We start from the raw sequence: 13,388 nt of genomic DNA, 5'->3' as shown, positions 1-13,388 counted from the left end.
ACCACGGGACCTGACTATGGGTTGCCTAACCTTACTCGGTAGGCTGTGCGCACCATGGCGTCCGAGGCCCCTCCCGAAACCCAATCCGCGCAAGTACTTCCGCGCGAGCGCTTCGACATCGCCGACGAGATCGCGCGCATAGGCCCGCCGCCGGTCCCGGCCCTGGAGCCGCCGTTCGCGCTGCGGGTCGCTCGACGCGGGGATGCCGGCATGGTGTCGGAGTGGATGAACCGCCCGCACCTGGCGGCGGCCTGGGAATACGACTGGCCGACGCCGCGGTGGGAGCGGCATCTCGGCGCACAGCTCGACGGAACGTATTCGCTACCGCTGCTCGGAAGCATCCGCGGAAAGGATTGCGCCTATCTCGAGTTATATTGGGGCGCAAAGGATTCGATCTCACATTACTACGAGGCCGAGGCTTATGACCTGGGGCTGCACGCCGCCATCGCCGACCCGGACCTGGTGAACCGGGGGCTGGGCCCGATGCTGTTGCCCCGCATCGTGGCCAGCGCCTTTTCCATAGAGCCCCGCTGCCGGCGCATCATGTTCGACCCCGATCACCGCAACACCGCGGCGCGCCGGCTGTGCGAGAACGCCGGATGCACCTTCCTCGGGGAGCACGACGCCAGAAACCGGCGGATGTCGCTTTACGCGCTGCAGCGCCCGAGCATCCACGCATAGCCCTCGCCATTCCGGCGGAACAGGTCACCAACCCAACGGCAGCGGATGGCCTTCCGCGAAGCCCGCGGTCGACTGCACCCCGACGACGGCGCGCTCATGCAGCTCCGTCAGGTTGGCGGCGCCGACGTACGTGCACGTGCTGCGCACACCCGAGGTGATGTGGTCGATCAAGTCCTCGACGCCGCCGCGGTCGGGGTCCAGTTCCATCCGCGACGTCGAAATGCCTTCCTCGAACAGCGCTTTGCGCGCGCGCTCGAATGCGGTATCGGCGACGCTGCGGGCGACCACCGCCCGCTTGGACGCCATGCCGTAGCTCTCCTTGTAGGGCTGGTCCTCGCGGTCGCGCATCAGGTCCCCGGGCGATTCGTAGGTGCCGGCGAACCACGATCCGATCATCACGTTGGACGCCCCGGCCACCAGCGCCAGCGCCACGTCCCGCGGATGCCGAACGCCGCCGTCGGCCCAGACATGCCCTCCCAATTGTCTTGCCGCCGAGGCGCATTCGACCACAGCCGAGAATTGCGGGCGGCCCACGGCGGTCATCATCCGGGTGGTACACATCGCCCCCGGCCCGACGCCGACCTTGACGATGTCGGCCCCGGCACCAAGCAGGTCACGGGTGCCTTCCGCCGAGACGACGTTGCCCGCCACCAGCGGGACGCCCAGGTCGAGCGAGGAGACCGTGCGGATCGCGTCGAGCGTCTTCGCCTGATGCCCGTGTGCGGTATCGATGACGAGCACGTCGACGCCCGCCTCGGCCAGGGAGCGCGCCCTGGCCCCCACATCGCCGTTGATGCCGACGGCTGCGCCGATCCGCAGCCGCCCGCGCGCGTCGACCGCCGGGGCGTACAGGCCGGTCCGGACGGCCCCGGTGCGGGTCAGCACGCCGGCCAGCGTGCCGTCCGCGTTCGTCACCACGGCAACCCCGATCGGGGCGTGCTCGAGCAGGTCGAAGATCTTGCGCGGCTCGGTGCCGACCGGGGCGGTGACGAAGTCGGTGATCGCGACGTCACGCACCCTGGCGAACCGATCGACGCCGAGGCAGCACGATTCGCTCACCAGCCCCATCGGGCGGCCCTCGAACGCGACGACGGCGACCCCGTGCGCACGCTTGTGGATCAGCGCGGTCGCATCCGACACCGAATCGTCGGGCGCCAGGACCACCGGGGTGTCGAGAACGAGGTCACGGCTCTTGACGAAATCCAACGTCTGCTGCACGGCGGTGATCGGGAGATCCTGCGGCAGGATGACCAGGCCGCCGCGGCGCGCGACCGTCTCGGCCATCCTGCGCCCGGCCACCGCGGTCATGTTGGCCACCACGACGGGGATGGTGGTGCCCGACCCGTCGTTGGTGGACAGGTCGACGTCGAAGCGCGACTCGACCTCCGACCGGCCCGGCATGACGAAGACGTCGTTGTAGGTCAGGTCGTAGCCGGGCCCATGCCCGTCCAGGAATCTCATCGTCGTCGCCCTGCCCCCTCGTGTCCTCCAGTAGTACCCCGCTAGGCGGGCACTTCGCTGCGGTCCCCGCTCCACAGCGTGTGGAACCGCTTGTCCGGGTCGTCGTCGATCCGGCCGTAGGTGTGCGCGCCGAAGAAGTCCCGCAAGCCCTGGGTCAGCGCCGCGGGCAGCCGCTCGGTGCGCAGGGCGTCGTAGTAGGACAGCGCGGAGGAGAAGCCCGGGATCGGGATGCCCAGCTGCGTGGCGGTCACCACGACGCGACGCCAGCCGTCGATCGCGGCCTCGATCGCGCTGCGGAAGTAGGGCGCGACGATCAGCGTCGGCAGGTCGGGATCTTCGTCGAATGCGTCTTTGATGCGGTTGAGGAACTTCGCCCGGATGATGCAGCCGCCGCGCCAGATGGTGGCCAGGTCGCCTGGCGTGACGCCCCAGTCGTATTCGGCGCTGCCGGCCTGAATCTGGTTGAAGCCCTGCGCATAAGCGATGATCTTGGACGCGTACAGGGCCTGACGGACGTCCTCGACGAACTGCTGCGCGTCGCCCGGCTTGGTTCCCAGCTCGCCCGAGGCCAGCCCGGTGGTGGCCTTGCGCTGCGTCACCGAACCCGACAGCGCGCGGGCGAACACCGCTTCGGCGATGCCGGTCACCGGCACGCCGAGGTCCAAAGCCGACTTCACCGTCCAGCGGCCGGTGCCCTTCTGCTCGGCCTCGTCGAGGATGACGTCGACGAGCGGCTTGCCCGTCTTGGCGTCCTTCTGCCGCAGCACCTGCGCGGTGATTTCGACCAGGAAGCTGTCCAGGTCGCCGTTGTTCCACTCGTCGAACACGTCGGCGATCTGCTCGGCGGTCTTGCCGAGGGCGTCGCGCAGCAGCTGGTAGGCCTCGCCGATCAGCTGCATGTCGGAGTACTCGATGCCGTTGTGCACCATCTTGACGAAGTGACCGGCGCCGTCCGGGCCGATGTGGGTGCAGCACGGGACGCCGTCGACGTGCGCGGAGATCTCCTCGAGCAGCGGGCCCAGCGACTTGTACGACTCGGCGGGGCCGCCCGGCATGATCGACGGGCCGTTGAGCGCGCCTTCCTCCCCGCCGGAGATTCCGGCGCCGACGAAGTGCAGGCCCCGGTCGCGCATCGCCTTCTCGCGGCGAATGGTGTCGGTGTAGAGGGCGTTGCCGCCGTCGATGATGATGTCGCCTTCTTCCATGGCGTCGGCGAGCTCGTTGATGACGGCGTCGGTGGGGTCACCGGCTTTGACCATGATGAGCACCCGCCGCGGCTTCTCCAAGGCGTCCAGAAATTCCGCGATGGTCTCCGACCGCACGAACTTGCCGTCGTCACCGTGCTCTTTGAGCAGCGCGTCGGTCTTGGCGACCGACCGGTTGTGCAGCGCCACCGTGTAGCCGTGCCGGGCGAAATTGCGAGCGATGTTCGAGCCCATCACCGCCAGGCCGGTGACGCCGATTTGCGCGGTCGCGGTCTTTGCATCCGACGAACCCATGTCTTCGCCTCTCAAAGTTGGAGAACCTTGCCCAAAAGCTTTCCGTCACACTGTGGCACAGCGGACATGCGCCGGCCCGGGGTGATGGCTCCGGCGTCGCCTCAGAGGTTGAACAGGCGCCGCAATTCCGTGAGCCACGGGACCGCCAACGCGACGGTGGGCACCACGAACACGGCCGCCGCCGCGAGGTATGCGGCCGCCGAGAGCGCCAGGCTGTTGCCCTCCCCGCACAGCCGGCGCACGCGGACCACCGTGCTGGTGCCGCCCGCGGCCAATGCGCCCGACGGCGCCCGGCCGGACGCGCAGGCAACCAGGGCCCGCGCCAGGGGAGCGCGACCCGCCGCGCGCACGGCGGCGTCGTCGTCGAGCAGCTCGACGAGCAGTTGGACCGCGCCGAGAGCGTTCGCGCTGCGCACCAGCCGCGGGAACGCGGCGTGCACCGCGGTGAAGGCCTCGAGAACCAGGTCGTGCCGGGCTCGCAGGTGGGCCCGCTCGTGGGTGAGGATCGCCGCGACTTCCGCATCGGCGAGCGTGCTCAGCGCCCCCTCGCTGACCACTACCCGGCTGCGCACGCCGGGCAGGCAGTAGGCAAGCGGCTGCGCAACATCCAACACGCGGAGGTCACGGGTGTGGGCGCAGGGCTGGGGGAGCGCGGCGTCGTGGCCGACTCCGACCAAATCGACCACCATGCGGTGGTGGGCGCGCCGTCGCCTGTTGGCGATGGTCACCCGCATCGCGGCGACCATCAATCGGGCGCCGACCAGCACGGTCAGCGCGAAAACGCCGACGTATGCCGCCCACAGCGGCCAGCCGAGCCGGCCGGCGTCGCCGACGATGCTGGCGGTGGGCCGGCCGTCGGGACCGGGCATGAGCAGCCGAGTGGCGATCGCGATGCCGGCGCTGAATGCGGACAGGACGGCGGCCAGCGCGATAGCCTGCCACAACACCATGGCGGCGCGGGGAGCGCGCAGCGGCCAGCTCGCGCGTGCCAACAAGGCCGGCACCGGACCGACCAGCAGCACCGCGAGGATGGTGAAGGCCAGCGCGGACACGCTGTCAGTCTCCCTCAGTCCTCCGTCAACGCGCCAGCGGATGGCGCGTTGTGGCGTTGATTGGCTTCCAGTTCGGCGAGCGCTCGCCGCAGGGCGTCCGCCTCGTCGGCGCCCACCCGCTCGACGAAGTGGACCAGAGCGGCCTGCCGGCCGCCGGAATCCTCGGCCTGGGCCAGCGCGTCGACCATGAGCCCGGCGACAAGCTCGTCGCGGCCGTGCACGGGTGCGTATCGGTGCGCGCGGTCGTCCCGGATCTGGGAGACCAGATTCTTCTTGGCCAGCCGTTGCAGGACGGTCATGATCGTCGTGTAGGCAAGGTCGCGTCGCGCGGACAACGCATCGTGGACCTGCCGGACCGTTTGCGGTTCCGGCGCGGACCACAAGTGGTCCATCACGGCGCGTTCCAGATCCCCGAGCCGGGTCAGTTTCGCCATAGTGCGTTCTCTCCTGAGCGTCGAGCAACATCTTACTCCGGGTTACTACGGACCGTCGTACCGAGCTTTCCCGGGGCGCCGCCGAATTAGTGCTTGCGAAATTAGGGCAGCCTTGCCTATGCTAACCGAGTCGAGCGAACGACGACCGCGGCGAGTCCTGAGGGCTGCAGTGACCCCCGGTCGCCTCGATCGGCGAGCCCCGTGCCCCAGCGGCACGGGGCTCAGCCGTTTCTGGGCGGGCGTCCCGCCGCGAGCGCCGACGATCGACCGATGGTGTAGACACAGAACGTGCCTCAGCCTCCGGAAACGACCTTGCCGCCGGATTTCACCGCGCCCTTCGATCAGGAGATCGGGCTGCAATTCACCGAACTCAGCCCCGACGGCGCCCGCGCCCAGCTCGAGGTCACCCCGAAACTGCTGCAGCCGATGGGCCTCGTGCACGGCGGCGTGTACTGCTCGATCATCGAGAGCATGGCCAGCGTCGCCGCCTACACCTGGCTCGCCACCCGCGGCGGCGGGAATGTCGTGGGAGTCAACAACAACACGGACTTTCTGCGTTCCATCGGCTCAGGCATGGTGTACGGCGCCGCCGAACCGATCCACCGCGGCCGGCGCCAACAGTTGTGGCTGGTCACCATCACCGACGCCGACGACCGGGTGGTCGCCCGCGGCCAGGTTCGGCTGCAGAACCTGGAGGCCTAGCCCTACCCGAGGCTTACGCGACGATCATCGGGGCGTGCTGCGTAGATCGATGATGTACGTTGCGCCGTAACGTCTTTCGTGCAAATAGCAGCGGCGCCAGTTCGACTCGGCCGCGACCGGTTAGCTCGCCCGCCTGGCGGTCGCTGGGGGCTTGGCCTCGGCGGCGAGCACCGCCAGCTGTTCGAGGCGGGTGCGGGCGAAGGCCTGCTGCTCGGTGATGGTCAGCTGGCCGCGCCGTGTGCTCAGGAAGGTCACCGTCCACGACAGCAGCGTGCTGACCTTGGTCTTGAACCCGACCAGGTAGACCAGGTGCAGCACCAGCCACATCAGCCAGGCAATGAAGCCGCTGAACTCCAGCGGGCCGACCTTGGCCACCGCGGAAAACCGCGAAACGGTGGCCATGGAGCCCTTGTCGAAGTACTGGAACGGTTCGCGCTCCGCCGGATTGGCGCCGCCCAGTTCGGCTTTGATCACGCCGGCGACGTACTTGGCGCCCTGAATCGCGCCCTGGGCCACGCCCGGGACGCCTTCGACAGCGGCCATGTCGCCGATCACGAACACGTTTGGGTGCCCCGGAACCGACAGGTCGGGCAGCACCTTGACCCGCCCGGCGCGGTCGAGTTCCACCGACGACTGCTCGGCAAGGTCTCGGCCCAGCCCGCTGGCCTGCACACCCGCGGACCACACCTTGCAGGCGGACTCAATGCGCCGGATGGTGCCGTCGGAGTCCTTGACCGTGATGCCGTTGCGGTCGACGTCGGTGACCATCGCCCCCAACTGAATCTCGACGCCCATCTTCTCCAGCCGGGCGCGCGCCCGCGCGCCCAGTTTGTCGCCGAACGGCGGCAATACGGCGGGGGCCGCGTCGAGCAGGATCACGCGCGCCTTGGTGGAGTCGATGCCGCGGAACGAGCCCTTCAGCGTGTGGGCCGCCAATTCGGCGATCTGCCCGGCCATTTCGACGCCGGTGGGCCCGGCGCCGATGACGGTGAACGTCAGCAGCTTGGCGCGTCGTTCCGGATCACGCGACCGTTCGGCTTGTTCGAACGCGCTCAGGATCCGTCCACGCACCTCCAGTGCGTCGTCGATCGACTTCATGCCGGGCGCGAATTCGGCGAAGTGGTCGTTGCCGAAGTACGACTGCCCCGCGCCCGCGGCGATAATCAGGCTGTCGTAAGGGGTTTCGTAGGTGTGGCCGAGCAAATCGGATACGACGTACTTGCCGGCCAGATCGATATGCGTGACGTCACCGAGCAGCACCTGAACGTTGCGCTGCCTGCGCAGGACGACGCGGGTGGGCGGGGCGATGTCGCCTTCGGAGACGATGCCCGTCGCCACCTGGTACAGCAACGGCTGGAACAGGTGGTGCGTGGTGCGCGCGATCAGTTTGATGTCGACATCGGCGTGCTTGAGTTTCTTTGCCGCGTTGAGCCCACCGAATCCCGAACCGATGATGACGACTTGATGGCGACGTTCGGTTCCAGCTGTGGTTTCTCGTGGGGGGCTCATGTTTCCGCTGCTCCTGACGGGGGCTTTTGGACACGTGACTGCAGTTAGCCACAACGCTAGTCAGGCGGATACCCGGAAACCTAGTTGATACGCATGTGTTGTTTGCAACACTAACGGTGTTCGGAGCCGAAGTGCCTGGTGGGCATCGGGCGGTGTGGCGCAGTTATCAGCTATCGGCGCGAAGCCGGCATCACTGGCTGGAGCCCTCGCCCGCGCAGTGGTCGTGGCCCGCCTGGATCGTTCCGCCGGGGGCCCGCTCGAGCGCCTGGGCTTCGGCTTCTTCGCGGGTCGGACCCCAGCCGCCGAAGTATCGGGACTTGGCCGCATTCAAAACGAGCGCCACGCACCCGCCCTGCCCGCTGGCCAGCAGCCGGCAGTCGCTGATGCTCTTGCGGCACGTCTCCATCACCGCCTTCTCGGCCGCGCCCTGGCTGGCCGCTCCGTCGGCGATGTTGATGTGGCCGGTCGAGTCCGAGATCGCCATGGCGATCCAGTTGTTGTCGGCATGCGCGATCGGCGGCGCGGCGAACGCTACACCGACCGCGACTGCCGCCAGGGCTCGTTTCTTCATGGCCGTCCCGGCCCCTCACTTCTGCGCTGCGCCGTCGTGGCGCAGGTAAACGCTGCTACATGGAGTATTACCGCGGCGGCACCAATCCGCGACCCCACATGAGAGGCGTCGGCGGCTACAGGCCGATGACCGGGCGCAGCGCTTCGCCCACGGCGCTGATCACGCCGGGGGTGTAGAAGGGCAGGTTGATGATCACGCCGTCGATGCCGGCGTCCACCACTTTGGTCTTGATCTGGTCGGCGACCGAGTCGGGCCCGCCCACCACCATGCGTTGCTGCATTTCGGCCGGAATCTGATCGGGCTTCGCGTTCTCGTCGACCAGCACCGTGGTCAGCGTGCTGGTTTCCAGCGTCGCCGGGTCCCGGCCGATGTCCTCGCACCGCCGCCGCACAACCTCCAATTTGCCTGGCAGCTCGTCGAATCCGGCGATCACGTTGAGGTGATCGAAGTGGCGCGCGGCCAGCGGGATCGTCTTCTTCTCGCCGCTGCCGCCGATCATCAGCGGAATGTGTTCGCGGAAGCGCGGATTCGCCATAGCCTCGCGGACCCGGTACCACTTGCCCGAGAAGGTTGGCCGCTCGCCCTTGATCATCGGCAGAATGATCTGCAGCGCCTCCTCGAGCCGGTTGAACCTGTCGGTGAAGGTGCCGAATTCGAAGCCCAGCTGGTCGTGTTCGAGTTCGAACCACCCGGCACCGATGCCCAGGATCGCGCGGCCCTGGCTCACTACGTCGAGGGTGGTGATGATCTTCGCCAGTAGCGAGGGGTTGCGGTAGGTGTTGCCGGTTACCAAGGTGCCCAACTGAACTCGTTCGGTGGCGGTGGCCAGCGCACCCAGGGCGGTGTAAGCCTCCAGCATCGGCTGGTCGGGATCGCCCAGCATGGGGAGTTGGTAGAAGTGGTCCATTACGAAAACCGAGTCGAAACCAGCCGATTCGGCCTCGCGGGCCTGAGCCAGAACAGTGGGGAAGAGTTGCTCCACCCCGGTGCCGTAAGAGAAGTTGGGAATCTGTAGACCGAGTCGAATAGCCACGCGATCTACCGTAGTGCGGCGCCGGGCGGGACGATACCGCTCGGCGGCGGATTACGCCCTCAGCCGAATTGGGTGAGCGCGCCGTGGCTGACGTGCAGCGTCTGGCCGGTGATGTGGCGGGCTGCCGGGGTCGTGAGGAACAGCGCCAACCGGGCCACCTCGCCGGCGACCGACGGGGGCGTGCGGGAGAGGCCGTCGTAGCCGGGCTGGACGCTGCGGCCGCTGGCCACGGCGTTGACGGTGATCCCGCGGGTGCCGAAGATGCCCGCCTGGCCGGCGACCCAATTCGACAGGGTCGCTTTGATGGCGGCGTCAACGCTTCCGGCCGGCGGGGTCTCGGGCACCACGCTGATGATGGAACCACCCGAGCGCAGGTGATCACCCACGGTCTGCACCGTCAACACCGCCGACAGCACAGTTGCGTCCAAGGCATTGCGCCAGGCAGTGGCCGTGTCGCCGATCGAGTAGGTGCGCGGGTCGCCGGCTTCCCAGGAGGGCGCCGGCACGTTGACGATGGTGTCCAGATGATGGGGGAACGAGGCACGGGCCTCGGTCAGGCTTGCCGGGTCGGTGGTGTCGCAGACGATCGCGTCCACGTCCAATTCCTTGGCGGCGACCTCCAGGTCGCTGCGCCGCGCACCCACGAGGGTCACCTTGTGACCGGCATCGCGGAAGCCTTCGGCCACTGTGCGCCCCAGTTCGGTGTCTCCACCGGTGACCAGCACCTCCACTGCCATGACCTCCTCGTGTTCAACGTTGAACCCAGACCCGGGCAGTTCCGTGTGGCCATCCACAGGACGCCGGGGGGATCTGCCTGGGATCTCAGCGCGTTATGGCATCAATCTGCCTAGATGTTACTGGACAGTAGCTAGTCGGCGAAATTGTTGACGCCGCGACGCGCGGATCAGTTGCGTAACTCTTCGTCGGGCACTTTTTTGCGACGTTTAGGCCCCCAAGCGGGCCGCATCCTCGGCGGGTTAGGGTGCACGCATGCGGCGGATCGGGACCCTGGCCGGTGTGGTGTCGATGGTCCTGGCTGCGGGCCTGGCCGGGTGCGGTTCGAAACCGTCCCCGCAGGGTTCGGGAAGGCTGGTGGTGTTCGCCGCCGCCTCGCTCAAGCCCGCGTTCACTCAGATCAGCGCGCAGTTCAAGGCCCAAAACGCGGGCAGCAATGTCGAATTCGACTTCGCCGGATCCTCCGAACTGGCCACCCAGTTGACGCAGGGCGCGACCGCCGATGTCTTCGCGTCGGCGGACACCGCGCAGATGGACACGGTCGCCAAGGCCGGCCTGCTGTCGGGCAACCCGACGAACTTCGCCTCGAACACGCTGGTGATCGTCACCGCGCCGGGCAACCCCAAGAAGGTCGGCTCCTTCGCCGACCTCGCGCGGCCGGGGCTGGGTGTGGTGATCTGCCAGAAGCCGGTGCCATGCGGATCGGCGACCCAGCGGGTCGAAGACAGCACCGGCGTCCACCTCAACCCGGTGAGCGAGGAACCGAGCGTGACGGACGTCCTCAACAAGGTCACCACCGGCCAGGCGGATGCCGGGCTGGTGTACGTGACCGACGCGCACAGCGCCGGGAACAAGGTGACCCCCGTCAGCTTTCCGGAGGCCGCCGGCGCGGTGAACGTCTATCCGATCGCCGTGCTGAAGAACGCCCCACAACCGGTGTTGGCGCAACGGTTCCTGGCCATGGTGACCGGCGGCACCGGTCAGAACATCCTGGCCCAGTACGGCTTCGCCAAACCCTAGAATTCAGCAGGCCGTTCGAAATCGGTTCGGATCTTGTCGATTTGGTCATAGGCGTAGGTCACGATGTCGGCCGTGGTCATCACCTCACCCTTGCGGGCGAGCGATTCGTAGGTTTGGTCGCCGAGGACCTTGCGAAGATCCGCGATCATTTCTCCGAGTTCGGGCAAGGTCGTTGCTGCCATCGGACTGACCGCCGCCAACCCGGCGATGGTGGAAGCTGGTTCGTAGCGTCCTAGCCGGTTGAGGAACACGGCGAAGACAGCGAGCGCGTTGTACATCATGCCGATGTTGCCCGACTCGTGGTTACTGCGAATGGCCACGGCGAGATGATCCAAGGCCGCCCAGGGGTCCCCTTGCTCGGCCATGAGTCCGGCGGCCCAGTACGGGAATTGGGTCTCGTAGAACCGGTTGCCGCTGTCCCGCGCGACGAGCAGGCTACGGCGCAGCGCCGCCAGGGCGCGACCCGAATCGGTGGCCCGGACGGCGTACCCGTACACGAAAAGTACGTAAGCTAGCACCCATGGATTTCCGTTCGCTTCGGCGGCATCGATGAGGCCGTCGGCGATCGCCATCGCCTCGTCAGCCGAACCGCAGACGGCCAAAGCGAAAGCCAGATTCGCCCTCCCGAACGTGTTGGCGTCGCCGCTGCGCCTCACCTGGGCGCGGCACAGCTCGAGGTACCGTTCGGGCAGCCCGACGAACAAATACGCACTGCCGAGAAACGCCTCGCCGAAGTACGACACTTTGTCGCCTGCGGCGGCGATAACCGTCTGACCGATTTCGCTGTAGCCCACGGCCTCTTGGTACCGGCCGACAAGAACGGACAGCGATGCCCCCACGCATACGGCTGCCAGCCGCGGGTGTTCGACGGCATGAAGGGGTCCGACCATTTCTTCGGCCCAGGCGATGGGTTCGTAGTTCTCGAGAAACGGACCAAGCAAGCCCGCATACGCGGCGATGGCGGCGCCCGCATCCAGGTCGCCGTGGTCGGCGGCCCAACGAAAGGCGATGCGCAGGTTGGCCAGCTCGACCGTGAGCCAGCCGTATGCCTCGCGCTGTCGCGGGCTGTCCCACAGCGCCATGAGGTCGGCTTCCCGTCCGGCGAAGTAATGGGCGTGCGCGGTCCGGACCGCGTCTGCCGCACCCGATGCGATGAGTTGTTCCTCGGCGAACTGGCGGATGGTTTCCAGCATCGAAAAGCGGGTGCGCGCCGCGGACTTATCGGTCACGAGCAGCGACTTGCGCACCAGGGCGTCGAATACCTCCAGGATGGCGTACTCGTCGAGGCGATCCGATCCGGCTATCGCGCAAGCACTTTGGAGGTCGAATCCGCCGGCGAAGACCGAACAGCGGTCCAGCACCGTCTTTTCGGTCTCGTCGAGAAGGTCATACGACCAGGCCACGGCGTGGCGCAGCGTGTGGTGGCGTTCCAGTCCGCGCCGCGAGCCGACCAGCAGCCTAAAGCGGTGGTCAAGGCGATCGCGGATTTCACTGGCGGTCATTGACGCCATCCGCGAGGCGGCCAGTTCGATGGCCAACGGAATCCCGTCCAGCCGCCGGCAAATCTCGGCCACCGCGGCGGCTTCGCCGCCGTCGGCCATCGAGAAGCCCGCCGAAATACCTTGAGCGCGTTCGACGAACAGCGTAACCGCAGCTGAGTCCACTCCCGCCGCCACGTCCAGGGAGCGAACCGGGCGGACCTGCTCGTCGGGAATTCCGAGCCCTTCGCGGCTGGTGGCAAGGATCTGCACTGTCGACGATCGCGCGAGGATGACTTCGATCAGGTCGGCGGTGGCGTCGAGCACGTGCTCGCAGTTGTCGAGCACCAACAGCCTGACCCGGTCCTCCAACGCGGCGGCCACCGACTCGCTGACGGTCTTGCCCGGCTGCTGGGTGATGCCGAGCACCGCCGCGACCGCGTCGGGCACCGACGCCGGATCGGTGACCGCGGCCAACTCGAAAAGCCAAACCCCGTCCGGGAATTCGTCGGCCAGCTGCGCGGCCACTTCTACCGCGAGACGGGTCTTGCCGACCCCACCCACTCCGGTCAGCGTTACCAACCGATGCGCCTTGACCGCCGCTTCGATGTCGGCGACGGCGGCCTCGCGGCCGATCAAACTGGTGCCCGCGGGACGCAGATTTCCCGGACTCGTATCCAGCGCCCGCAGCGGCGGGAACTCCGTCCGCAGGCCTTCGGCGCGGACCTGGAACACGCGGACCGGCATCGGGATATCCCGCAACCGTCGCGGACCCAGATCGACCAGATCCACTCCGCTCAGCAGGGCTACCGTCGACTCGGTCAGCAGGATCTGCCCACCGTGACCGGCCGCCATCACCCGTGCGGCTCGGTTGAGCACGGTGCCGAAATAGTCGCCGTCGCGCAGCTCGGCCTCGCCGGTCGCCATCCCCATCCGCACCGGCAACTCGAGTGTGCGCTGCGCGGCCACGGCGGCATTCACCGCCGAGCGTGGCGAGGCGAACGCGGCGCACACGCCGTCACCGGTGTGCTTGAACAACCAGCCCCCGTGCGCCTCGATCGCCTCGCGCAAGGCGTCGTCGTGGGCCGCGAGGGCGACCCGCATCCCGTCGGCGTCGGCCTCCCACCGACGAGTCGAACCCTCAACGTCGGTGAACAGAAACGTCACGACACCCGAAGGCGCTGGCACCTCAGCAGAATCTCACAACAAACGC

At 67.7% G+C, this 13,388-nt stretch carries 12 protein-coding genes; 3 read left to right on the top strand and 9 right to left on the bottom strand.

Going from position 1 to position 13,388, the window contains the following annotated elements; translation table 11 throughout:
• Positions 1 to 54: 54 nt before the first annotated feature.
• Positions 55 to 681 carry a GNAT family N-acetyltransferase gene (locus A5758_RS20655; RefSeq protein WP_067743796.1) on the top strand — a complete coding sequence of 209 codons (627 nt, stop codon included), beginning with the start codon at positions 55 to 57 and terminating at the stop codon, positions 679 to 681.
• A gap of 24 nt (positions 682 to 705) precedes the next feature.
• Here the strand turns inward: A5758_RS20655 and A5758_RS20650 are convergent, their stop codons facing one another.
• From A5758_RS20650 to A5758_RS20635, 4 genes are all read right to left on the bottom strand, one after another.
• The gene (locus A5758_RS20650; protein WP_067743793.1) at positions 706 to 2,142 is read right to left on the bottom strand and encodes a GuaB1 family IMP dehydrogenase-related protein; all 1,437 of its coding nucleotides are present in this window, start codon (positions 2,140 to 2,142) and stop codon (positions 706 to 708) included.
• A 41-nt stretch (positions 2,143 to 2,183) separates the two neighbouring features.
• The gene (gene gndA, locus A5758_RS20645; protein ID WP_067743790.1) at positions 2,184 to 3,641 is read right to left on the bottom strand and encodes an NADP-dependent phosphogluconate dehydrogenase; all 1,458 of its coding nucleotides are present in this window, start codon (positions 3,639 to 3,641) and stop codon (positions 2,184 to 2,186) included.
• A 101-nt stretch (positions 3,642 to 3,742) separates the two neighbouring features.
• Positions 3,743 to 4,693, bottom strand: coding sequence for a M56 family metallopeptidase (locus A5758_RS20640; RefSeq protein ID WP_067743787.1), 951 nt, complete (start codon positions 4,691 to 4,693; stop codon positions 3,743 to 3,745).
• Positions 4,694 to 4,707: 14 nt separating this feature from the next.
• Positions 4,708 to 5,127 (bottom strand): BlaI/MecI/CopY family transcriptional regulator, encoded by a 420-nt coding sequence (locus tag A5758_RS20635; RefSeq protein WP_067743784.1) that lies wholly within the window; start codon positions 5,125 to 5,127, stop codon positions 4,708 to 4,710.
• Between the two features lie 288 nt (positions 5,128 to 5,415).
• Between A5758_RS20635 and A5758_RS20630 the strand changes: the two genes are divergently transcribed.
• Entirely contained in the window at positions 5,416 to 5,829 is a 414-nt protein-coding gene (locus tag A5758_RS20630) for a PaaI family thioesterase (protein WP_066954173.1), read from the top strand.
• Positions 5,830 to 5,949: 120 nt separating this feature from the next.
• Here A5758_RS20630 and A5758_RS20625 read toward each other — a convergent pair whose 3' ends face one another.
• The 4 genes from A5758_RS20625 to A5758_RS20610 all read right to left on the bottom strand — a co-directional run bounded on the left by A5758_RS20625 (position 5,950) and on the right by A5758_RS20610 (position 9,679).
• Positions 5,950 to 7,338, bottom strand: coding sequence for an NAD(P)/FAD-dependent oxidoreductase (locus tag A5758_RS20625; RefSeq protein WP_067201259.1), 1,389 nt, complete (start codon positions 7,336 to 7,338; stop codon positions 5,950 to 5,952).
• Between the two features lie 190 nt (positions 7,339 to 7,528).
• On the bottom strand, positions 7,529 to 7,909 hold the full coding sequence (locus A5758_RS20620; RefSeq protein ID WP_067743781.1) for a DUF4189 domain-containing protein: 381 nt from the start codon (positions 7,907 to 7,909) through the stop codon (positions 7,529 to 7,531).
• A gap of 115 nt (positions 7,910 to 8,024) precedes the next feature.
• Positions 8,025 to 8,942, bottom strand: coding sequence for an LLM class F420-dependent oxidoreductase (locus A5758_RS20615; RefSeq protein WP_067743778.1), 918 nt, complete (start codon positions 8,940 to 8,942; stop codon positions 8,025 to 8,027).
• 59 nt (positions 8,943 to 9,001) lie between these two features.
• Positions 9,002 to 9,679: an SDR family oxidoreductase gene (locus A5758_RS20610; protein ID WP_067201276.1), complete on the bottom strand. Its 678-nt coding sequence runs from the start codon at positions 9,677 to 9,679 to the stop codon at positions 9,002 to 9,004.
• 253 nt (positions 9,680 to 9,932) lie between these two features.
• Here A5758_RS20610 and modA point away from each other — a divergent pair, with 253 nt between their 5' ends.
• Positions 9,933 to 10,697 (top strand): molybdate ABC transporter substrate-binding protein, encoded by a 765-nt coding sequence (modA, locus tag A5758_RS20605; protein ID WP_067201249.1) that lies wholly within the window; start codon positions 9,933 to 9,935, stop codon positions 10,695 to 10,697.
• On the opposite strand, the gene A5758_RS20600 is transcribed toward modA, so the two are convergent.
• Positions 10,694 to 13,363, bottom strand: a complete 2,670-nt coding sequence (locus A5758_RS20600) for an adenylate/guanylate cyclase domain-containing protein (protein WP_231987369.1) — start codon at positions 13,361 to 13,363, stop codon at positions 10,694 to 10,696. The two genes, modA and A5758_RS20600, sit on opposite strands and share 4 nt — an antisense overlap.
• Positions 13,364 to 13,388 lie beyond the last annotated feature (25 nt).

It is taken from the genome of Mycobacterium sp. 852014-50255_SCH5639931, assembly GCF_001665605.1.
Lineage (GTDB): Bacteria > Actinomycetota > Actinomycetes > Mycobacteriales > Mycobacteriaceae > Mycobacterium > Mycobacterium paraffinicum.
Note: the sequence above shows the minus strand (reverse complement) of the source record. Positions and strands in the feature narration are given on the sequence as shown.